At 38.4% G+C, this 20708-nt stretch carries 22 protein-coding genes; all 22 read right to left on the bottom strand.

All coding sequences use genetic code 11. From position 1 onward, the window contains the following. Positions 1-23 precede the first annotated feature (23 nt). The 22 genes from SJW71_RS21270 to rpiB all read right to left on the bottom strand — a co-directional run bounded on the left by SJW71_RS21270 (position 24) and on the right by rpiB (position 20663). On the bottom strand, positions 24-857 hold the full coding sequence (locus SJW71_RS21270) for a flagellar hook-basal body protein (RefSeq protein ID WP_431811517.1): 834 nt from the start codon (positions 855-857) through the stop codon (positions 24-26). Positions 858-878: 21 nt separating this feature from the next. Then, on the bottom strand, positions 879-1874 hold the full coding sequence (locus SJW71_RS21275) for a rod shape-determining protein (protein WP_274795569.1): 996 nt from the start codon (positions 1872-1874) through the stop codon (positions 879-881). Between the two features lie 208 nt (positions 1875-2082). Continuing rightward, positions 2083-2343 carry a sporulation transcriptional regulator SpoIIID gene (locus tag SJW71_RS21280; protein ID WP_004269485.1) on the bottom strand — a complete coding sequence of 87 codons (261 nt, stop codon included), beginning with the start codon at positions 2341-2343 and terminating at the stop codon, positions 2083-2085. 156 nt (positions 2344-2499) lie between these two features. Beyond that, positions 2500-3177, bottom strand: a complete 678-nt coding sequence (locus SJW71_RS21285) for a M23 family metallopeptidase (protein WP_274795568.1) — start codon at positions 3175-3177, stop codon at positions 2500-2502. Between the two features lie 37 nt (positions 3178-3214). Then, entirely contained in the window at positions 3215-4099 is an 885-nt protein-coding gene (gene spoIID, locus SJW71_RS21290; protein WP_274795567.1) for a stage II sporulation protein D, read from the bottom strand. Between the two features lie 137 nt (positions 4100-4236). Continuing rightward, entirely contained in the window at positions 4237-5547 is a 1311-nt protein-coding gene (gene murA / locus SJW71_RS21295) for a UDP-N-acetylglucosamine 1-carboxyvinyltransferase (RefSeq protein WP_312504963.1), read from the bottom strand. Between the two features lie 443 nt (positions 5548-5990). Beyond that, entirely contained in the window at positions 5991-6230 is a 240-nt protein-coding gene (locus tag SJW71_RS21300; RefSeq protein ID WP_274795564.1) for a DUF1146 family protein, read from the bottom strand. A 71-nt stretch (positions 6231-6301) separates the two neighbouring features. After that, positions 6302-6709, bottom strand: coding sequence for a F0F1 ATP synthase subunit epsilon (locus SJW71_RS21305; protein ID WP_274795563.1), 408 nt, complete (start codon positions 6707-6709; stop codon positions 6302-6304). Positions 6710-6733: 24 nt separating this feature from the next. Next, positions 6734-8149 (bottom strand): F0F1 ATP synthase subunit beta, encoded by a 1416-nt coding sequence (atpD, locus tag SJW71_RS21310; RefSeq protein ID WP_274795562.1) that lies wholly within the window; start codon positions 8147-8149, stop codon positions 6734-6736. 51 nt (positions 8150-8200) lie between these two features. After that, a complete protein-coding gene (atpG, locus tag SJW71_RS21315) occupies positions 8201-9058 on the bottom strand; it encodes an ATP synthase F1 subunit gamma (RefSeq protein WP_274795561.1) in 858 nt (285 codons plus the stop codon). Positions 9059-9104: 46 nt separating this feature from the next. Continuing rightward, the gene (atpA, locus tag SJW71_RS21320; RefSeq protein ID WP_274795560.1) at positions 9105-10613 is read right to left on the bottom strand and encodes a F0F1 ATP synthase subunit alpha; all 1509 of its coding nucleotides are present in this window, start codon (positions 10611-10613) and stop codon (positions 9105-9107) included. 28 nt (positions 10614-10641) lie between these two features. Beyond that, entirely contained in the window at positions 10642-11178 is a 537-nt protein-coding gene (locus tag SJW71_RS21325) for a F0F1 ATP synthase subunit delta (RefSeq protein ID WP_274795559.1), read from the bottom strand. Beyond that, positions 11175-11693, bottom strand: a complete 519-nt coding sequence (gene atpF, locus SJW71_RS21330; RefSeq protein WP_274795558.1) for a F0F1 ATP synthase subunit B — start codon at positions 11691-11693, stop codon at positions 11175-11177. Before atpF ends, SJW71_RS21325 begins: the two co-directional genes overlap by 4 nt. 172 nt (positions 11694-11865) lie before the next feature. Next, positions 11866-12090 carry a F0F1 ATP synthase subunit C gene (atpE, locus tag SJW71_RS21335; RefSeq protein WP_004269474.1) on the bottom strand — a complete coding sequence of 75 codons (225 nt, stop codon included), beginning with the start codon at positions 12088-12090 and terminating at the stop codon, positions 11866-11868. 65 nt (positions 12091-12155) lie between these two features. Further along, complete coding sequence (atpB, locus tag SJW71_RS21340; protein ID WP_322604785.1) at positions 12156-12866, bottom strand: F0F1 ATP synthase subunit A; 711 nt, start codon at positions 12864-12866, stop codon at positions 12156-12158. A 36-nt stretch (positions 12867-12902) separates the two neighbouring features. After that, positions 12903-13274 (bottom strand): ATP synthase subunit I, encoded by a 372-nt coding sequence (locus SJW71_RS21345; RefSeq protein WP_004269472.1) that lies wholly within the window; start codon positions 13272-13274, stop codon positions 12903-12905. Positions 13275-13810: 536 nt separating this feature from the next. Continuing rightward, a complete protein-coding gene (gene wecB / locus SJW71_RS21350) occupies positions 13811-14932 on the bottom strand; it encodes a non-hydrolyzing UDP-N-acetylglucosamine 2-epimerase (RefSeq protein WP_431811518.1) in 1122 nt (373 codons plus the stop codon). Positions 14933-15101: 169 nt separating this feature from the next. Next, positions 15102-15731: a uracil phosphoribosyltransferase gene (gene upp, locus SJW71_RS21355; protein WP_004269470.1), complete on the bottom strand. Its 630-nt coding sequence runs from the start codon at positions 15729-15731 to the stop codon at positions 15102-15104. Between the two features lie 127 nt (positions 15732-15858). Beyond that, positions 15859-18015, bottom strand: a complete 2157-nt coding sequence (locus tag SJW71_RS21360; RefSeq protein WP_431811519.1) for an EAL domain-containing protein — start codon at positions 18013-18015, stop codon at positions 15859-15861. A gap of 285 nt (positions 18016-18300) precedes the next feature. After that, positions 18301-19542, bottom strand: coding sequence for a serine hydroxymethyltransferase (gene glyA, locus SJW71_RS21365; RefSeq protein ID WP_274795554.1), 1242 nt, complete (start codon positions 19540-19542; stop codon positions 18301-18303). Positions 19543-19597: 55 nt separating this feature from the next. Beyond that, positions 19598-20140 carry a TIGR01440 family protein gene (locus SJW71_RS21370; protein ID WP_274795553.1) on the bottom strand — a complete coding sequence of 181 codons (543 nt, stop codon included), beginning with the start codon at positions 20138-20140 and terminating at the stop codon, positions 19598-19600. An 85-nt stretch (positions 20141-20225) separates the two neighbouring features. Further along, positions 20226-20663, bottom strand: coding sequence for a ribose 5-phosphate isomerase B (rpiB, locus tag SJW71_RS21375; RefSeq protein ID WP_274795552.1), 438 nt, complete (start codon positions 20661-20663; stop codon positions 20226-20228). Positions 20664-20708: the final 45 nt, after the last annotated feature.

The raw sequence follows: 20708 nt of genomic DNA on the forward strand, positions 1-20708 counted from the left end.
ATAAAACGCCTCCTGTTCGCTCATTAGATTTTCCCGATTTCGTTAACAGCTTTCTCCATACTGCGATCATAAGCCTGTAATACTTTTTGATTGGCTTCAAATGCTCGATAGGCTGTCATTAAATCTGTCATTGTGCGACCAGAATCTACGTTCGAACCTTCTAAAAAGTTTTGACGAAGTGTAAAGGAAACACCATTTGCTCCATAAGCTGTTGGTAAGTTTTCGCCATTTTCTGTACGAATAAGGCCATTATCCTGTTTAAGTAGCATGTTCGGATTAGCAGCATATGATACGCCAACCCGTGCTACTTGCTGATTATTTACAAAAATGGCTCCATTTTCAGCAAGGCGAAAATCGTCATTTGGTAGCTGGATACGCTGTCCCACATCATTAAGTACGTATAAACCTTGACCATTTACTAAATAGCCTTGACCATCTAATGTAAAATTACCATTACGTGTATAGGCCTCGCCACCAGCTGGATGTTCTAATCGGAAGAAAATTGAGCCCGACACACCATCTTCATTTTGTGGTAAGTTCCCATCAATCAACGCCATATCCGTTGTAAAGTCAGTGCTATAGATTTGGCCCTGTATGTAATTTGGCAATGTTTCTTGTAAATATGTCCCTGTATTTAAAGCTCCTACTTGACTCATATATTCGGCGCCTGCTTGTTGATTGGCAGGAGCATTTGTTTTTCCAATGCTAGACATCAACATGTCTGGAAACGAGCGGATTGTGGATTGGTCTGCCTTAAATCCTGGTGTATTCGCATTGGATAAATTATTAGTTAATAATTCTGTTCTTCTTTGTTGCGTGATCATACCTGTTGCAACTGTATAAAACCCTTTAAACAAAGAAATCACCTCAATTTATTTTTATAAGGAAGCTGGCACTCGATCAATATTTTCTAGCATTATACCTGTTCCAATAGCCACACAGTCCATAGGTCGCTCTGCAATAAAGACAGGTACCTTTAACTCTTCTGTTAATAGCTGATCCATTCCGTGTAATAATGCACCGCCACCAGTAATAATCACTCCACGATCAATAATATCAGCTGATAGCTCAGGTGGTGTTTTTTCTAAAACATTTTTTGCTGATTGGACAATCATTGCTACTGATTCATGTAAAGCACGTTCGATTTCCTCAGAATGAATTGAAATGGTACGTGGTAAGCCTGTTACCATGTCACGACCACGAATATCCATCGTATCATCACGGCTACCTTTGAAAACAGTACCGATTGTTATCTTGATTGCTTCTGCAGTACGTTCACCAATTAGCAATTTATATTCTTTTTTAATATATTGCAAAATATCGTTATCAAACACATCTCCTGCTACTTTAATGGATTCACTTGTTACAATATCACCCATTGATAGGACTGCTATATCTGTAGTCCCGCCACCGATGTCGACTACCATATTGCCGCTTGGTTGGAAGATATCCATACCTGCACCGATTGCAGCTACTTTTGGTTCTTCCTCTAAATATACTTTTTTACCGCCAGATTTTTCTGCTGCTTCACGAATTGCTTTTTGCTCAACACTTGTAATGTTCGTTGGACAGCAAATTAAAATTCGCGGCTTTGCCAAAAATCCTTTAACGTTTAGCTTATTGATGAAATGTCTTAACATCGCCTCTGTCACATCAAAATCTGCAATGACTCCATCTCTTAGTGGGCGAATTGCTGTGATATTACCTGGCGTTCTCCCTACCATTTGGCGAGCTTCTTCCCCTACCGCTAATACTTTGTTTGTCTTTTTATCAATCGCCACCACAGATGGTTCATTTAGGACGATTCCTTTACCTTTAACGTGGATTAATACGTTCGCAGTTCCTAAGTCAATGCCAATATCTTTCGAAAACATTCTATAATTTCTCCTTCCCGCCAGTTCCAACTACATAACGTTCATTTTATCTCTTTATCTAGAATATTTTATCATATACTATTGGTAATTTCACCTAAATTTAGTGAATAAGACTGTTTTCTTTTTAGGTTGTGAACGGCTATAATATAGTTTTACTATTCCTTATAAATTGCCTATTAAGCTTGTCCAAACAGCAAAAAAGAACGAATCATTCTTGACTCGCTCTTTCTTTCCACTTGTTTTTCGTTGCTTCTCCTCCGCGAATATGACGTACGGCCTTATGGTAGGCGAGTATTTCTTTCACTTGGTCAGCTAATCCTTCATGAATTGTTGGCAATCGCTCTGTTAAATCCTTGTGCACCGTACTTTTTGAATAACCAGTCATTTTCGCGAGGACACGCACAGTCTCACGCGTCTCAATCAGTAATTCACCGAGGCGTATGCAGCGCTTCCGAATGTGCTCATGCACGTTCTTCGTCCTTTCCACACAATTTCACAAAATGCTTTGGCAATCAGATGCACATTTGCGCATTTCTTCACCTTATGTAAGGACAAAGCTATTCAGAACACGTTTTGCATTTTCCTGATAAAATGCTGATTTTTTATGCGTTACTAGCTTTTTGTCTTAAAAAGCTAGTAATTTTTTCGGATTAATATATTTTCCGTTTTCAAGAACTTCGAAATGCATGTGGACGCCAGCCGCTTGATTCCACTCGTTGTCAGTCGCTTTTCCTAATGTCTGACCTTGTGTAACCTCATCGCCTTCTTTCACAGCGATATCCTTTACAGAGCTATAATGTGTTTGCATACCATTTGGATGCTCAATCACAATCTTATTACCCGTAAATGCGTCTAGTTTTACCTCTAGTACTTTACCACTCATAGCAGCTAGTACTTCAAATTCTTCACCATTCATAGCAATAGAGATACCAGAAGAAGTAGTAAATGTTTGATTAAATACCATTAGTGCATTTTCGCGAGACTCTTCATTTGCCTCTAACTCGTAAAATTCTTGTAAAACTTGTACTTTACTAAAACTCTCTTCTTTGAATGGATACTTCATGTTTTCCGTAAGTGCATTTGTTTCCACTACAGGACCTGGATCTACTTCAGCTAAATCTGGTAACGGCGCCTCTTCTACTTTTGATACGAGACTATTGTAACCAAATAACAATCCTGCTAGAACCAGTGCACCACCTGTGTAAACTACTGGCCAAAACCAAGGTTTCTTTTGTAATTGACCATTTTCCTTTTGATTTGGATTTTGGTTTTGAGAAGCTTTATTATTTTTATCCTCTCTCATTTTCATCACCTCTAGTTGCAGTGTGAACAACTAGAAGCTATTTTAAACATGCATCTATTTTTTTTATTTCAATATCTTGATAATAATAGTGTAAAATTTCAGCTGCGGTTTTCCCTTCATTCGCCATTGCTTCTGCTCCATACTGGCTCATTCCCACTCCATGCCCATAGCCTTGAGTTTTTACATGAACCTTTCTTGTCGTGTTATTATAGTTAATTGTAAAATCAGTAGATGGAATGCCGAGTATTGTTCGTACCTCTCTTCCCGTCCAAACATTATTCCCTAACTGCAAACGATCTACTCGCCCCGAGTCATTGTAAAATAGCTGGACACGATTAAAATCACTAGCTTGCCATTGAACGGGCCAAAGCTTATTCCATTGTGCTAATGTCCATTCCTGCTCAGCAGTAAACTTTGGTGAAGCTTGATCTGATACACTTGCAACACTTTGTAAATATGGAACATTATTACCACTATAACCGTAAGCACTTTCTGTTTTCCCATTGCTCGTCGAATGGAACATAGCTGTAATTAGTTCATTATTATATAGAAGAACTTGTCCTTTCGTTTCATTGATGGCTTCGACAATTTTCTTTTCATTTCCCAGGAAATTGCTAGCCCAATTCGCCTTTCTTTGCTCTTCATCGTAAAAAACCTGTCTTGCTACAGTTGGAGCAATGGCTGTTTTACCGTAATTTGTCGTTTTCAATGCATAGGTGCGTGCAGCAATCGCCTGTGCTTTCAATGCCTCTTTTTTAAAGGAAACAGGCATTTCGGCTGCAACAACACCTGTAATATACGTCTCCAAAGGGATTTTTTCCTTTTGTCCCTCCACTTCTATAAATATTTCACAGGCATTATCATCACTAGTTGGAGGTTTCACTGCCTCTCTTCTTTCACTCAACCCTACTACAGGAAGCATATATAATACTCCCAATAAACAAAGGACACCTATACTAATCATCCATTTTTTCATAAGGAATAATATGCTAGACTTTATTTAGTTATGAGAAAACAAAAAAACCCTCTGCTTAAACAGCAAAGGGTTTAGAAATGAGCTTAGTTTGTAGGTAATTCAACCGTAATTTCTTCAATTGTTTCAACTTCTTCAGTAATACGTTCAATATTAGCACCAAGAGCGGCTAATTTGCCATGGAAATCTACATAACCACGATCTAAATGATGAAGCTTTGTAACTCGTGTTACTCCTTCAGATACAAGTCCTGCTAAAATTAGTGCAGCCGCAGCTCGTAAATCCGTTGCCATCACTTCAGCTCCCTGAAGTTTAACTGGCCCCTCGATAAACACAGAGCGTCCCTCTATTTTAGCACCAGCATTCATGCGACGGAACTCCTCAACATGCATAAAACGATTTTCAAATACCGTTTCTGTAATAATACTCGTACCTTCAGCAGTTAGCATTAAAGCCATCATTTGTGATTGCATATCTGTTGGGAAACCTGGGTGTGGCATCGTTTTAATATCAACAGCTTTTAATGTATGTGGAACACGTACACGAATTCCTTCATCCAACTCTGTAATTTCTACACCCATCTCACGCATCTTAGCAATCAAAGCTGTCATATGCTCTGGTACTGCATTTTCAATCACTACATCTCCCTTAGTAATAGCTGCTGCTACCATAAATGTACCAGCTTCAATACGGTCGGGAATAATATGATGCTCTACTCCATATAATGTATCGACTCCTTCGATACGAATTGTATTGGTACCTGCACCGATTACACGGCCTCCCATACTATTAATGAAGTTTGCAAGATCTACTATTTCAGGCTCTTTCGCTGCATTTTCAATGACAGTTGTCCCTTCTGCTAGAGATGCAGCTGTCATAATATTTTCTGTTGCACCGACACTTGGGAAGTCTAAATATACATTAGCCCCCTTTAAGCGACCTTCTGTTTTCGCCTCTACATAACCATGACCAAATGAGATTTTTGCACCCATTGCTTCAAAGCCTTTTAAGTGTAATTCAATCGGGCGAGAACCTATTGCACAGCCTCCTGGTAGAGCAACACGAGCATATCCATTACGAGCAAGTAAAGAGCCCATTACTAAAATGGATGCACGCATTTTACTAACAAATTCAAATTGAGCTTCACTTGAAAGTTCTTTTGATGCATCTATATACACGGCATTATCTTCAGGTATATATGTAACTGCTGCGTTTAAACTTTTAAGTACTTCGTTTATTGTAAAGACGTCTGCTAAATTAGGGACTTCCTTAATTACGTTTTCTCCTTTTGAAGCAAGTAAAGCTGCCGCAAGGATTGGTAACACTGCATTTTTTGCGCCCTCTACACGTACTTTTCCCTGTAGTTTTTGGCCGCCAGTCACTATTATTTTATCCACCCTATGTCCCTCCGAATTCAATCTATTAACCTATCGAATTTTTATTTTAAAAAGAAGTATAATGTCATAATCAGTAAACAAACAACTCTATAGTACAACTTTTCTAACGCTCGTTCAAGCGTCCAAATCACTATTTTAAGCCATTATTAGATATTTTGCTATTTATTTATTGTACGCTACCAATTTTTTTTTGTGAATGACCAATAACCAGTTCGCTTCTAATACATACCCCAAGATATATGAATAAAAAACAACTTTTCTCACATTTTTTTAGAGTGGGCGATGATTATAGCAAATACCAGGTAATTTTAAACGGTTTGGGCAAGCCCAATTAACGTTGAACACGTTTATTACATAGTTCAAAGGGCCACACAAATCGGGTTATAAAGTCCTTTGAAACATGTAGAGTAAACCATCTTCATTAATATAGACGGTTCACTGCTTTAAAATAAGTAGGGAAGTTTGCCAGACCAATTAGATAGTTGAAGAAAGAAATTGGATACAGTTGTACCGATTGCAATACTTAATAAAATATAAATAAGCTGAATTTGAAAAACTCGATTCTTCTTAAATATTTTCTCTAACATAAAAGCCTGTAATGCATAAAAAGTAATTGCGATAAAAAAGATATGAGATAAAATACCTAACAAAGCTTCTTGTCCTATCGCTTCATATACTTCCATGTTTCCTCCTCCATTTCTCCTAGGTCACCTTAAAAAACGGGCAGATGCTATATCTGCCCGTTAAAAATGAATTAGATATTACCCTCATGAACGTTGATACGATTCAACGCACGTTTTAATGCTAGGTCAGCACGTTTGAAATCAATGTTGTCTTGTTTACCTTGAAGACGTCCTTCAGCACGTTTAACGGCTTCTTTAGCACGTTGAACATCGATATTTTCAGCAATTTCAGCAGACGGCGCTAAAATTGAGATTTTTTCTGGACGAACTTCAATGAAACCACCGCTTACAGCAACAATATCAGTCGAACCGTTTTCTTTTTTAAGCTTCACTGCACCAATAGCAAGTGGAGCAACCATTGGAATATGGCCTGCAAGAACACCGATTTCTCCTGAAGTTGTTTTAGCGATTACCATTGATACTTCAGAATCGTATACTGGGCCGTCGGGAGTGACAATATTGACTAGAACTGTCTTCATATTTTTTCCTCCTCGTCCCTAGTATTAAACCTCTACGCCCATGCTTTTCGCTTTTTCAACTACTTCATCAATTGAACCAACTAGACGGAAAGCATCTTCTGGTAGGTGATCCCATTTGCCATCAAGGATTTCCTTGAATGAGCGAACAGTTTCTTTTACAGGTACATAAGAACCTTTTTGACCAGTGAATTGTTCCGCTACGTGGAAGTTTTGTGATAAGAAGAATTGAATACGACGAGCACGTTCTACTGTTTGTTTATCTTCATCAGATAACTCATCCATACCTAAAATCGCAATGATATCTTGTAATTCGCGGTAACGTTGGATTGTACGTTGTACACCAGTAGCAATTGCGTAGTGCTCAGCGCCTACGATTTCAGGTGATAATGCACGAGAAGTCGAAGCTAGTGGGTCAACCGCAGGGTAAATACCCATTTCTGATAATTTACGCTCAAGGTTAGTAGTTGCATCTAAGTGGGCGAAAGTTGTAGCTGGAGCCGGGTCAGTATAGTCATCGGCTGGTACATAGATCGCTTGGATAGAAGTTACAGATCCTTTGTTCGTAGATGTGATACGCTCTTGTAGTTTACCCATTTCAGTTGCAAGTGTTGGTTGGTAACCTACCGCAGAAGGCATACGACCTAATAGGGCAGAAACCTCAGAACCTGCTTGTGTGAAACGGAAGATATTGTCGATGAATAAAAGCACGTCTTGGCCTTGCTCATCACGGAAGTATTCCGCCATTGTAAGACCAGTTAGAGCTACACGCATACGTGCACCAGGTGGCTCGTTCATTTGACCGAATACCATCGCTGTTTGCTTGATAACGCCTGAATCGCTCATCTCGAAGAATAAGTCGTTCCCTTCACGAGTACGCTCACCTACACCAGCGAATACAGAGATACCTGAGTGCTCTTGTGCGATGTTGTTGATTAATTCTTGGATTAATACAGTTTTACCTACACCGGCACCACCGAATAGACCGATTTTACCACCTTTAATATATGGTGCAAGTAAGTCTACTACTTTGATACCTGTTTCAAGAATTTCAACTGAAGTTGAAAGGTTCTCGAAAGTTGGTGCTTCACGGTGAATTGAATCACGACGTGCGTCAGCTGGAATCTCTTCACCTAAGTCAATTACTTCTCCAAGTACGTTGAATACACGACCTAGTGTAACTTCACCAACTGGTACTGAGATAGCTTTTCCTGAGTCTGTTACTTCTGCTCCACGTTGTAAGCCATCAGTAGATGACATCGCAATTGTACGAACAGAATCATCACCTAAATGAAGCGCAACTTCTAATGCAAGAATTGTTGGTTCTTCATTAGGACGTTCAATCTTAACTGTTAATGCGTTATAGATTGCTGGTAATTGGCCATTGTCGAATTTTACGTCAACAACTGGACCCATTACTTGAATAACATGTCCTTTATTCATTACTGTGTACCCTCCTATCGTATTCTTATACGACATTGGGAAGCTGCTTGCCTATTCTAAGGCTGCAGCTCCACCAACGATTTCTGTAATTTCTTGTGTAATCGCCGCTTGACGTGCACGGTTATATTGCAAAGAAAGGTCTGAAATAAGATCAGTTGCATTATCTGTTGCATTTTTCATAGCCGTCATACGAGAAGCATGTTCACTTGCTTTTCCATCTAATAATGCGCCATAAACTAAGCTTTCCGCATATTGTGGAAGTAACACTTCTAGAATTGCTTCACCAGATGGTTCAAATTCGTAAGAAGCATTACCGCTTGCAGGGGCAATATCTGTTAATGGAAGAAGTTTTTTCTCTGTCACTTCACTAGCAATAGCGCTGACAAAGTGATTATAGTACATATAAAGTTCGTCATACGTACCATCAATGAACATACCAACAGCATTACGAGCGATTTCTTTAATATCAGCAAATGTTGGTTGGTCAGGAAGACCGACAACATCACTGATGACATTATGATCACGTTTCACAAAGTAGTCACGAACAACACGACCTACTGCTAAAATAACGTATTCGTCTTTTGATTTATGACGCTCGTTAATTGTACGTTGTACTTGACGTAGGATACTTGAGTTGTAAGCACCCGCAAGACCACGGTCAGAACCAATGACTAAGTAAGCCGTTTTCTTAACAGGACGAGCAGTTAACATTGGATGTCCACTGTCTTTTGTCCCTGAAGCGATTGCGCCTACTACGTCCTGAATTTTTTCCATGTATGGAACGTAAGCTTTAGCATTTTGCTCTGCACGACGTAACTTAGAAGAAGAAACCATCTGCATCGCTTTTGTAATTTGCTTCGTACTCTTTGTTGAAGTAATACGACCTTTTATTTCGCGTAAGTTTACCACTGGTATTTCACCACCTTCTGTTTTTTAATCAAGTGACTCGTTGAACTTATTCTGATTTAGCGAAAGTTTTTTTGAATGCATTAATTGCTGCTTCATAATCCGCATCAGGAGCAAGCTCTTTAGTAGTACGAACATGATCTAAAACGTTTGTGTGGTTTGAATCTAACCAGCTTAAGAATTCAGATTCAAAGCGAACGATATCTTGTACTGGAATATCATCTAAATGACCTTTAGTTAATGCATAAAGGATCGCAACTTGTTTTTCAACTTTTAGTGGTTTGTTTAGGTCTTGTTTAAGAACTTCAACCGTACGTTTACCACGCTCAAGTTTAGCAAGTGTTGCTTTATCTAAATCTGAACCAAATTGTGCGAATGATTCAAGCTCACGGAATGCAGCTAAGTCAAGACGTAGCGTACCTGCAACTTTTTTCATCGCTTTAATTTGAGCAGATCCACCTACACGTGATACAGAAAGACCGGCGTTGATCGCTGGACGTACACCTGAGTTGAATAAGTCAGATTGTAAGAAAATTTGTCCATCAGTAATTGAGATTACGTTAGTTGGGATGTATGCAGAGATATCCCCAGCTTGTGTCTCAACGAATGGAAGAGCTGTAATTGAACCATTTTGATATGTTTCGTTTAACTTCGCAGCACGTTCAAGTAAGCGGCTGTGTAAGTAGAAAACGTCACCAGGGTAAGCTTCACGACCTGGAGGACGGCGTAGAAGAAGTGAAAGTTCACGGTAAGCTGATGCTTGTTTAGAAAGATCATCGTACACGATTAAAACGTGTTTACCTTGTAACATGAATTCTTCTGCCATAGAAACACCAGCAAATGGTGCTAAGAATAGTAATGGAGCTGGTTGAGAAGCAGAAGCTGTCACAACGATTGTGTAATCTAAAGCGCCATGTTTACGAAGAGTTTCTACAACTCCACGTACTGTTGATTCTTTTTGACCGATTGCTACATAGATACAAATCATGTTTTGGTCATTTTGGTTAAGAATTGTATCTATAGCTACAGATGTTTTACCAGTTTGACGGTCACCAATGATTAACTCACGTTGACCACGACCGATTGGTACTAATGCGTCAATCGCTTTAATACCAGTTTGTAGTGGTTCGTGTACTGATTTACGAGCCATTACACCGAAAGCTGGACTTTCGATTGGACGAGATTTTGTAGTGTTGATTGGACCTTGTCCATCCACTGGTTGACCAAGTGGGTTTACAACACGACCAATTAGTTCTTCACCAACTGGTACTTCCATAATACGACCTGTACGACGAACTTCATCGCCTTCTTTGATGTCAGTGTATGGACCTAAGATTACGATACCAACGTTACCTTCTTCTAGGTTTTGAGCCATACCCATAACACCATTAGAGAACTCTAAAAGCTCTCCAGCCATGGCGTTGTCGAGGCCATGAGCAAGAGCGATACCGTCACCAATACGGATAACTGTACCAACTTCGCTTACTTTAAGTTCAGATTCATAATTCTCAATCTGTTGTTTAATCAGACTGCTGATTTCTTCAGCCTTGATGCCCATGTATGTCACCTCTCACATTTCTAAATTATTAACCGATTAATTCACGTTTCAGACGCTCAAGTTTATTTGCTACTGAGCTATCATAAATATGGTTACCGATTTGAACACGAATACCACCAAGTAAAGATGGATCGATTTCGTTTGTAATGTTTAATGATTGTTTTCCAACAAGTTTCGCGAACGCTGCCGAAATATTAGCGCTTTCTTCTGGAGAAAGTGCACGTGTTGAAAATACTGTTGCATCTGCAGTGCCTTGTGCCTGTGCAGCAAGTTCAGCATATGCATTAGCAATTAGCTTCATCTCGTTTACACGTTTTTTCTCAACTAAAAGTTGAACTGTGTGTAAAACTTCTGGTGTTGCCCCAGCAAAGATTTCAGCTACCATTTGTTTTTTACGTTCGATGGAGAACTTAGGCGCATTTAAAAGCGTTAAAAAATCAGGAGATTCTTTAATAACTTTTGTTAGTTCGCTTAAGTCTGCTCCAACTTCAGTAAGCATGTTTTTTTGTTGCGCTAATTCAAAAAGCGCTTGAGCGTAACGTTTTGCTACAGTTGAATTACTCATCGAGCTTCCCCTGCCTTCGCAATCGTCTCTTCAATTAGAGCACGGTTGTCTGCCTCAGAAATCTCTTTGCTAAGGACTTTAGATGCTGCAAGTACAGATAATGAAACGACTTCATCACGTACAGCTGCAATAGCTTTTTCTTTTTCAGACTCAATTTCACGTAAAGCTGATTCTTTTAAGCGGTTTGCTTCATTACGAGCTGCAGTAAGAATTTCTTCTTTTTGTAGTTCGCCTTGCTTCTTAGCGCCTTCAACAATCGATTGTGCTTCCGTACGAGCTTCTTTAAGAAGGCTCTTTTGTTCTTCTAAAAATTGGTGCGATTCTTTGCGCGCTTTTTCAGCTGCTTCGATTTCACTCGCTACTAATTCTTCACGTTGTTGCATGATGCCCATAAGTGGACCCCAAGCTACTTTCTTAAGTAAGAACATTAATACTAAGAAGATAACTAATGTTGCGATGATGTCTCCGCTATTAAATCCAGCGCCTGCACCTAGTACAAGATTATCTAAAAACACGATTGTTTCACTCCCTTCAAGAGCTTTAACTTCAACATAATTTATTAACTAAAAAACTACCTATTTTAAAAAGCTATATTTACACATAGCTTTTATCAGTTCCAAAATGAAGGGCGAAGTTTCATCTGGAGAATCCTGCTTCGCCACTAGTAAAATTCAGTGTTCAACTGAATTATTTGTTCATTACGATGAATGCTACTACTACTGCGATGATCGGTAGGGCCTCAACTAATGCAACCCCGATGAACATTGTAGTTTGAAGAACGCCACGAGCTTCTGGTTGACGAGCGATACCTTCTACTGTTTTTGAAACGATAAGACCGTTACCGATACCTGCACCAAGTGCACCTAAACCGATTGCGATTGCTGCTGCTAATAAACCTAATGAACCTGTCATTTGAAAATTTCCTCCTTGGAATTGTTTGTTTTTTTGTGGTTCAAGCATAGGATATATGCTTTATATTAATGGTCATCGCTCACTTTATGAGCCATGTAAACCATTGTTAACATTGTGAAGATAAAGGCTTGGATGAAGCCGATGAAAATTGAGAAACCTTGCCATGCCATCATAGGAACGATTGCTCCGATGAATCCCACGGCACCTGATGATGCTAATCCTGCAAGTAAGCCAAGTAAAATCTCACCCGCGTAAATGTTACCGTAAAGACGTAAACCTAATGTTAATGTGTTTGCAAATTCTTCTACTATTTTAAGTGGGAACATGAATGACATTGGTTTGAAGAATGTACCAACATAATGACCTGTACCCTTCATTTTAATACCATAGAAATGCGTTAAGACTAAAATCATTGCTGCCAACGTCATCGTTACTGTTGGGTCAGCTGTTGGTGATTTCCACCATAGCTCATGATCAAAGACGATTGAGAATGGAAGACCTAGTAAGTTAGATACTGCGATAAACATAATTAGCGTAATACCTAACACGTGGAATCGACCACCAGTTTTCCAGTCCATGTTGCTTTTAATGATATTCTTAACGAAATCCATAATCCATTCCATAAAGTTTTGCATACCAGTAGGTTTTAACTTTAGGCTTCTAGTTGAGATAAAAGCAATTAAAAATACGATAATTGCGGCAACTAGTAACATCATAACTGTCGATAAGTTAAATGTTAAAAAACCGACTTCTAGTAACGGAGCTCCGTGATTCATTGTTATTTTTCACCTCTCTTTCTAATTTAAAGCACATTAGCGGTTCCTTACATGTGACACAATTCTCTCGACAAAGAGAAAAACGTACGGAATCATTAGCCCTATAACCGTGCTAATTAAGTGAAAATAGTTTGGCAACGAAATGGCTATTGCGACTGCCGCAACACCTGATCCAAAGCGAAGCGCTGTACCAAGTGAGCCTATTTTCTTCCCTTCACTAATGGATCGATCAAACTTTTCCATCCGGCGAACTAAAATCCAAAAATTATACGTACCAAAAAATGCACCTACTGCGATGCCCGCAAAAACAGTTTGATAGGGAGTGAATCCCCAGCCTAATGCGCAGAGTGCAAGCAAAAAAAATAACGCCCTCTTCTGCACAGCAAAAATGTGATGCAAATCTAGCATTGGTTGTAATCTCCTGAATCATTTTTTCGAGTAATGAAAACGTTTGCTGACCACTATGTGAAATCAGAAAAGAGCAGTGAAAAGCACTACTCACAGCGGAATAGTAATGGGAGAGTCATTTCAATTACAGGTGTAAATGCCCAAAAATAACTTACACCCCTTACCGACTCGGTAAAAACCGAAACGCACAAAACGTTGCAAATCGACAGTTTTATTTTGAACTGTCAATTTAGTAGAAAGTTGATATAACAAGTGTTTCAACGTCCTATTTATGAACAGAAACCCTTATCATTCTTACCCTTTGTAAGCATACAATAGGTGATATTTGAAGTCAATTGGTAAAGGAGAAAAACTTCACAGCCTCTATACTCTTGTCAAATTGTTGACAAATTTGTGTATGAAATTTCATAGTTTCAAAACCTCCTATTTTCTTGACGCATTAAAAAAGCTAATTTACGACATGATTATGCTCGTAAATTAGCTTACCCATTCCAATAGGTACATTAGACTTATTTTTCACAATAAAAATTAGTACATTAATTAGTTTTTAGTAAAAATCCTAGCAATGCCTCTACAATACGCTTAGATGCATGTCCATCCCCATAAGGATTTGATGCTTTTGCCATTGCTTCGTAGGCGTTTTTATCTGTTAGTAACTCTTTAGCTAAGGCATAAATTGTTTCCTCTTCTGTTCCTGCTAGCTTTAATGTTCCAGCTGCAATCCCTTCTGGACGTTCTGTTGTATCCCTAAGCACTAGCACTGGTTTCCCTAATGATGGGGCTTCCTCCTGCACGCCTCCTGAATCCGTTAGGATCATATATGAATTGGCTGCAAAGTTATGGAAATCAAACACTTCAAGTGGCTCTATTAAATGTACACGATTATTATCACCTAAGATTTCATTGGCAATTTCTCTTACAGCAGGATTCATGTGCACAGGATAAACAACTTGTACATCCTCATGCTCTGCTAGTATTCTTGTGATCGCTTTGAACATATGACGCATTGGCTCACCTAAATTTTCTCGACGGTGTGCCGTTAATAAAATCATGCGATCCTCACCTATTTTTTCTAATACTGGATGAGTGTAATGCTCGCTAACCGTTGTTGCTAATGCGTCAATAGCTGTGTTACCCGTCACGAAAATAGTATCTGGGTTTTTATTTTCATCTAGTAGATTCTTTTTAGATACCTCTGTTGGTGCAAAATGCAAATCAGCCATCACACCTGTTAGTTGACGATTCATTTCCTCAGGGTACGGTGAATATTTGTTCCACGTACGAAGACCAGCTTCCACATGTCCGATAGCTATTTGATTATAAAATGCCGCCAAGCTGGCAATAAAAGTCGTCGCTGTATCACCATGTACTAAAACGATATCAGGTTGTGCTTCTTTCATTACTTTATCTAAGCCCTGTAAAGCGTTTGTTGTGACATCAATTAATGTTTGACGATCCTTCATAATATTTAAATCATAGTTAGGTGTAATTTTAAATGTCTCTAGTACTTGATCAAGCATTTGGCGATGCTGTGCTGTTACGGTTACAATAGATTCTATTTGCTCTGGATACTTTTGTAACTCTAAAACGAGAGGAGCCATTTTAATTGCTTCTGGTCTTGTACCAAAAATCGTCATTACTTTCCATTTCTTTGTCAAAACGATCTGCACCGTCCTTTTTGTTATTGTATGAGAAGGTTAGCCACATCCGTTGATTGCTATCAAGAGATGTACTTGCCCAAACATACTATGAAACGCCCTTCAATTTGAAGGACGCTTTCACAAGTTATTAGTTTCTCCTAAATAAAGGAATTTCATGTATTGATGTTTATTTTGTACCGAATAGGCGGTCTCCTGCATCACCTAGACCAGGAACAATATAGCCATGATCATTTAATTTTTCATCAAGAGCAGCAATGTAAATATCTACATCCGAATGTTCTTCCTGAATAGCTTTTACGCCCTCTGGTGCGGCAATTAAGCACATGAATTTAATGTTTTTAGCTCCACGTTTCTTCAATGAATGGATAGCTTCCACTGCTGAACCACCAGTTGCTAGCATTGGATCTACAATAATGAAATCACGTTCTTCAACATCTGCAGGCAATTTTGCATAATATTCAACTGGCTTTAATGTTTCAGGGTCACGATAAAGACCAATATGTCCAACTTTTGCAGCTGGGATAAGCTTCAATACGCCATCTACCATGCCGATACCTGCACGTAGAATTGGTACGATAGCAAGCTTTTTACCAGATAGTACTTTTGTTTTTGCAATGGTTACAGGTGTTTCAATTTCAATTTCTTCTACAGGCATATCACGTGTGATTTCAAACGCCATAAGTGTCGCTACTTCGTCTACTAGCTCACGAAATTCTTTAGTTCCTGTGTTCTTATCACGAATATAAGTTAACTTGTGTTGGATTAGTGGATGATCAAATACATAGACTTTGCTCAAAGGGATTCTCTCCTAACCGTTCGGATTTCATTTTTATCTCAACTAGTATAACAGAAAAAAGGAGTCGCCTCAAAAATAAATTTAGGACTACTCCTTTTGTTATAGTTCTTTTGACAAAAATAAGTTATTATTCAAGGATTGTATCTAATTGTTCAATTGTCATTGGTTTATAGTAGAAATACCCTTGTCCCACAGTACAGCCAAGCGTACGTAAAATTTCAACCTGTTCTTCTGTTTCAATCCCCTCTGCTACTGATGTCATCCCTAAATTTAATGCCAGTTGAATAATAGAGCGCACTATAGCCAGTGTTGCAGCATCTTCAATTGCATTAATAAAGCTCCGATCAATCTTTAATTCAGTGAACGGTAATTGTTGCAAATAACTTAATGATGAAAAACCTGTGCCAAAATCATCTACTGATGTTTTAAAGCCATAGCTCTTTAGCTCTTGAATAATTTTATAGGCAGATTGGAAATCTACTAGGCCAATATTTTCTGTTACCTCTAAAATGATATAACTAGGATCAATCTTATATTTCCAAACTAGTTTTACTGTATCCTGAACAAAATGTGGATAGTAAAAATGATCTGGTGAAATATTGACTGCTACTCTCACTAATTTTTTTCCTAACCGTTGACGCTGTGAAAGCCATGAGAGTACAGTTTCTAGAACTTGAACATCGATTTCCCGAACCTTTCCCACACTTTCTGCTACTGGAATAAAGATTGCTGGTGAAACAAAACCTAGCTTAGGAGAAATCCAACGTGCTAGAGCTTCAATACTTTTAATTTCGCCATTACGTAAATCTACTTTAGGCTGTAAATGGACAGTAATTTCTTTATTTTTAATCGCTTGAGATAAATGGTTTAAAATGGTCATTTTCTGCACAAGTGCATCATTTTTCTCTGTCGTAAATATTTCTGTATGTGTACCTGGCTTATCGATAGCAAAGGAGAGAGCATTGTCAGCAAAACGGATTGCATCATTGATTTTTGTACTATTATTATAAGAAGCAATACCTGTTTTTAACGTTATATAGATTTGCTTTCCTCCAATAACAAATGGCTGACGAATTGTTTCCTTTATCCGCACTTCGTAATCTTGTAAATTTTCATGCTGTGCTATTGTAGACATAATAAGACTAGAACTTGTAAATCTAGCAACATATTCATGGTATTCAGGCTTGTCTTGCTCAAGTCGTTTGGCAAGTTGTCTTAAAAGTTCATCACCAACTTCCCGTCCGTATAATTCGACTACTTGGTGAAATTCACTTGGTTTTAATATTTTAATAAAGCCACTTTGACCCTGTTCAACTACTTTTTCGAGAGAATTAACGAAGCTGTGGCGATTTGGTAAACCCGTTGTAATATCTGTGTAGGCTAAACCCCATATTTTTTTCTGCGTCTTCGCATACGAAAAAGCTAAGGCAACTAGTGCCCCCATTTTCCGAAACATATTTTTCAAAAACTTTTGGTCACTTAACGTTTTTTGACCAAATATTGAAAAAAGTCCTATCACTTGCCGTTGTTGATTGCGTATTGGTATAAACCAACCATATGGCATTTGAGACAATGTTGCATATTTTTTATGTTCTACAGGAATATCTACTTCATCTAAATTTTCAATGAACGTAGATGTTTCTGACTGCATAATTTCCGTAAAAAATTCATTGTTTTCACAACATTTTGGTACACATCGTGATTCATCCTCACCTGTAAATACTTGCAATTGTTTTGCGTCCTTTTTAATGAGAACCATACTTGAAATATTCGGCATGAAAAATTCATCAAGTCCACGGCATATCATTTTCATTTTTTGTTCAAAGCTGCTATCTCTTTCAATCGCCTTGTACATATCATTTTCTAAACGCATAAAGAAATCTTCTGTATGATAATAGGTAACATCCTTCACAAGTACTAGAACAAATTGCGTTACATTTGCCTCATTACAAAATGGTAATGCTTGTATTTCCGCCCAAAAGGGGTGTTTATTAATGGTATTATGAGTAAGCTTCGCTTGTACCATTATGCCGTTATGTATTTTTTCTTTCATCATTTCAATGGTTGTCTTTTCTTCATCCATAGAAAGCCATGAAAAAAAATTAGTATTTAGGATTTGTGACCGCGAAGCATTTGTAAGCGTACAAAAAGAATCACTACATTCCAGTATGCACTGACAATTGGTTGCATCAAAAATAACGTAACTTTCTTTCGAATTATCCCCTAACTTGCGAATGCTGTTTAATAAAACATCATGATCTATGTCTAACGATTTAGTGACCATCCAACCCCTCCGTCTCTATCACTTCATCCCATTTCCATTGTACATAAAATTTAATTAAATTTTCACTTTTGTGAAAAAAAACTTCTTTTCTAGGACATTATTTGTCCTCAGCATACTATAATATATCCCTTTATACCTGTTTTATGTAAATTTATTCAAAAATAAGAGGATTATTCTACTTTATTAGAAAAAAGATGCATTTTACAGTTTAACCCTATATTTCCGAAAAATAAAAGACTGTGTTTAAAGTAAAAAATATACTCTAAACACAGCCCTATTATTATATTATGCGTATAATGGATGTTTATCTGTTAATGCTTTCACGCGCTCTTTTGCTTCCGCTTTAACTGCCTCATCTTCAGGATTTTTTAGAACAGCTGCAATAATTTCTCCAACTTCTTTCATATCTTCCTCTTTAAAGCCACGAGAAGTAACAGCTGGCGTACCAATACGAATACCAGAAGTAACAAATGGAGATTCAGTATCGTAAGGAATCGTGTTTTTATTCGTTGTAATACCTACTTCATCTAGTGCATGCTCAGCAACTTTACCTGTTAAACCAAGAGATTTAACATTAAGTAGTAATAAGTGGTTATCTGTACCACCAGATACAATTTCAACACCTTCAGCAATTAGAACTTCAGCTAACGCTTTTGCATTCGCTTTAATTTGCTTCGCATAGTCTTTAAATTCTGGTTGTAATGCTTCGCCAAATGCTACAGCTTTAGCTGCAATAACATGCATTAATGGACCACCTTGTATACCAGGGAAAACAGATTTATTTAGTTTTTGCTCCCATTCTTTTGAAGCAAGAATTAGTCCACCACGAGGTCCACGTAATGTTTTATGTGTTGTTGATGTAACAAAATCAGCATATGGCACTGGTGATTGGTGTTCGCCAGCCGCAACTAGACCAGCAATGTGCGCCATATCAACCATGAAATATGCGCCTACTTCGTCTGCTATTTCACGGAATTTAGAGAAATCGATTTCACGTGGATAAGCTGAAGCACCTGCAACAATAAGTTTTGGCTTATGTTCTAATGCCTTTTGACGTACATCTTCATAATCAATTACTTGCGTATCTTTTGTTACACCGTATTCCACAAAATTGTATAGAATACCAGAGAAGTTTACTGGTGATCCGTGTGTTAAGTGACCACCATGAGAAAGGTTCATACCAAGAACCGTGTCACCTGGTTCTAAAATTGTGTGGTACACAGCCATATTTGCCTGCGCACCTGAGTGAGGTTGGACGTTTGCATATTCCGCACCAAAGATTTCTTTCACACGGTCACGCGCGATATCTTCTACAACGTCTACATGTTCACATCCACCATAGTAACGTTTACCCGGATAGCCTTCAGCGTATTTATTTGTCAGTACAGAGCCTTGCGCTTCCATAACTGCTTCTGATACAAAGTTTTCTGATGCAATCAATTCAATATTTGCTTGTTGACGTTTTTTCTCTGCAAGAATTCCATCTAATACTGCTTTGTCTTGTACTGCTAATTTTTCATATGCCATGTTAGAAAAAGCCTCCTAAAGTATCGTTTATCTATACCACAGATAAAAGTGGTAATTATTTATATACTGCACGTTCTCCGCCAATTAGCTTCGGACGTGTTGTAGCAATTGTGACAACTGCTTCGCCCACCATTTTTACTGATGTTCGAACTGGAACAGCTACCGCTTTTAAATGCATACCAATTAATGTTTGTCCAATATCAATACCAGCATGTGCCTGGACTGTTTCCACAACCACTGGGCTTGCAAATCTTGTGTAGGCATAAGCGGACATTGACCCACCTGCCGTACGTATTGGGACTACCGCTACTGGATCATAGCCAAACTTTTCAGCTGCTGATGCCTCCATCGTAATAGCACGGTTAATATGTTCACAACCTTGGAATGCTAAATATAGCTGGTGTTTTGATGCAAATTCTTGTAACGGCTCGTAAATGGCTTCAGCTATTTCCAATGCACCCGCTGTGCCAATTTTCTGACCAATCACTTCAGATGTAGAGCATCCTACGACAAAAATTGTATGGGGTCGTAAAGTGACTTGCTCTTCAAATTCACTGAGTAACTGAGTCAAATGCGTTCGTATTTGTTTTACAACCATTAAGCTCAGCTCCTTCATCTATATTCATTAAAATCATGCCATGAATGACATCCTTTCCGAATGCCATTCACGGAATAATAAATCTTTATTGCTCTAGTTCTGTAATTTTTTCAATGCGGCGTGCATGACGGCCACCTTCGAAATCTGTCTCTAGCCAAGTTTGTGCAATTTCTCTTGCAAGGCCCGGACCAATGACGCGTTCACCCATCGCTAAAATATTTGAATCATTATGGCAACGTGTTGCCTTGGCACTAAATACATCATGCACTAATGCACAACGAATGCCTTTCACTTTATTTGCAGCAATGGACATACCAATTCCTGTACCACAAATTAAAATTCCTTTATCAAATTCTCCATTAGCAACACCCTCTGAAACTGGTTTTGCGTAATCTGGATAGTCTACTGAATCCGCAGATTGTGGACCAAAATCTTCGTAGCTAATTTGAAGTTCATCTAATAGCTGCATAATCTCACGACGTAAGTTATTGCCTCCGTGATCAGAAGAAATTGCTATTCTCACTGGGTTCCCTCTTTTCGAATTATAGTCAACCTTAGTGTACCACTT

The sequence above is a fragment of the Lysinibacillus sp. FW12 genome (genome assembly GCF_050817245.1).
Lineage (GTDB): Bacteria > Bacillota > Bacilli > Bacillales_A > Planococcaceae > Lysinibacillus > Lysinibacillus irui.

Bases quoted from the DNA above. Each gene is read 5' to 3' on its own strand.
- atpD (WP_274795562.1), bottom strand. From the start codon at position 8,149: ATGAATAAAGGACATGTTATTCAAGTAATGGGTCCAGTTGTTGACGTA.
- SJW71_RS21360 (WP_431811519.1), bottom strand. From the start codon at position 18,015: ATGGTCACTAAATCGTTAGACATAGATCATGATGTTTTATTAAACAGC.
- glyA (WP_274795554.1), bottom strand. From the start codon at position 19,542: ATGGCATATGAAAAATTAGCAGTACAAGACAAAGCAGTATTAGATGGA.
- spoIID (WP_274795567.1), bottom strand. From the start codon at position 4,099: ATGCTTCCTGTAGTAGGGTTGAGTGAAAGAAGAGAGGCAGTGAAACCT.
- SJW71_RS21275 (WP_274795569.1), bottom strand. From the start codon at position 1,874: ATGTTTTCGAAAGATATTGGCATTGACTTAGGAACTGCGAACGTATTA.
- atpB (WP_322604785.1), bottom strand. From the start codon at position 12,866: ATGAATCACGGAGCTCCGTTACTAGAAGTCGGTTTTTTAACATTTAAC.
- SJW71_RS21325 (WP_274795559.1), bottom strand. From the start codon at position 11,178: ATGAGTAATTCAACTGTAGCAAAACGTTACGCTCAAGCGCTTTTTGAA.
- SJW71_RS21305 (WP_274795563.1), bottom strand. From the start codon at position 6,709: ATGAAGACAGTTCTAGTCAATATTGTCACTCCCGACGGCCCAGTATAC.
- SJW71_RS21345 (WP_004269472.1), bottom strand. From the start codon at position 13,274: ATGCTAGATTTGCATCACATTTTTGCTGTGCAGAAGAGGGCGTTATTT.
- atpA (WP_274795560.1), bottom strand. From the start codon at position 10,613: ATGGGCATCAAGGCTGAAGAAATCAGCAGTCTGATTAAACAACAGATT.
- SJW71_RS21370 (WP_274795553.1), bottom strand. From the start codon at position 20,140: ATGGTTGTAAAACAAATACGAACGCATTTGACTCAGTTACTCAGTGAA.
- SJW71_RS21300 (WP_274795564.1), bottom strand. From the start codon at position 6,230: ATGGAAGTATATGAAGCGATAGGACAAGAAGCTTTGTTAGGTATTTTA.
- SJW71_RS21285 (WP_274795568.1), bottom strand. From the start codon at position 3,177: ATGAGAGAGGATAAAAATAATAAAGCTTCTCAAAACCAAAATCCAAAT.
- atpE (WP_004269474.1), bottom strand. From the start codon at position 12,090: ATGACAGGTTCATTAGGTTTATTAGCAGCAGCAATCGCAATCGGTTTA.